This is a genomic window from Mycolicibacterium llatzerense (genome assembly GCF_000878195.1).
Lineage (GTDB): Bacteria > Actinomycetota > Actinomycetes > Mycobacteriales > Mycobacteriaceae > Mycobacterium > Mycobacterium llatzerense.
This window is the reverse complement of record NZ_JXST01000102.1, coordinates 1-332: the sequence shown is the minus strand read 5'-3', so window position 1 is coordinate 332 and position 332 is coordinate 1. Positions and strand designations below refer to the sequence as shown.

Genomic DNA, 332 nt, shown 5'->3' with positions numbered 1-332 from the left:
TTCAAGCCGCCGATCAGCTGGGGCATCCGGATGAGCGGCCACAAGTTCTTCCGCGAGTACCCCTACCGCGAGGCCTACCTGCTGCGCGACGCCCGCCAGTTCCGGGCCGAGCTCAAGATGCCGCTGATCCTGCTCGGCGGCATCACCAACCGCGAGACCATGGACCTGGCGATGGCGGAGGGATTCGAGTTCGTCGCGATGGGCCGTGCTCTGCTGGCCGAACCGGATCTGCTCAACCGGATTCAAGCGGACCGCAGCGTCAAATCGGGCTGCACACACTGCAATCTGTGCATGCCGACCATCTACAGCCACACCCACTGTGTGGTGACCGG

Annotated in this window: 1 protein-coding gene; it reads left to right on the top strand. The window is 64.5% G+C overall.

The annotated features are described in order from the left end of the window. Positions 1-332 (top strand): oxidoreductase (locus TL10_RS29360; protein WP_043988462.1); only part of this gene is annotated, 332 nt, incomplete at both ends.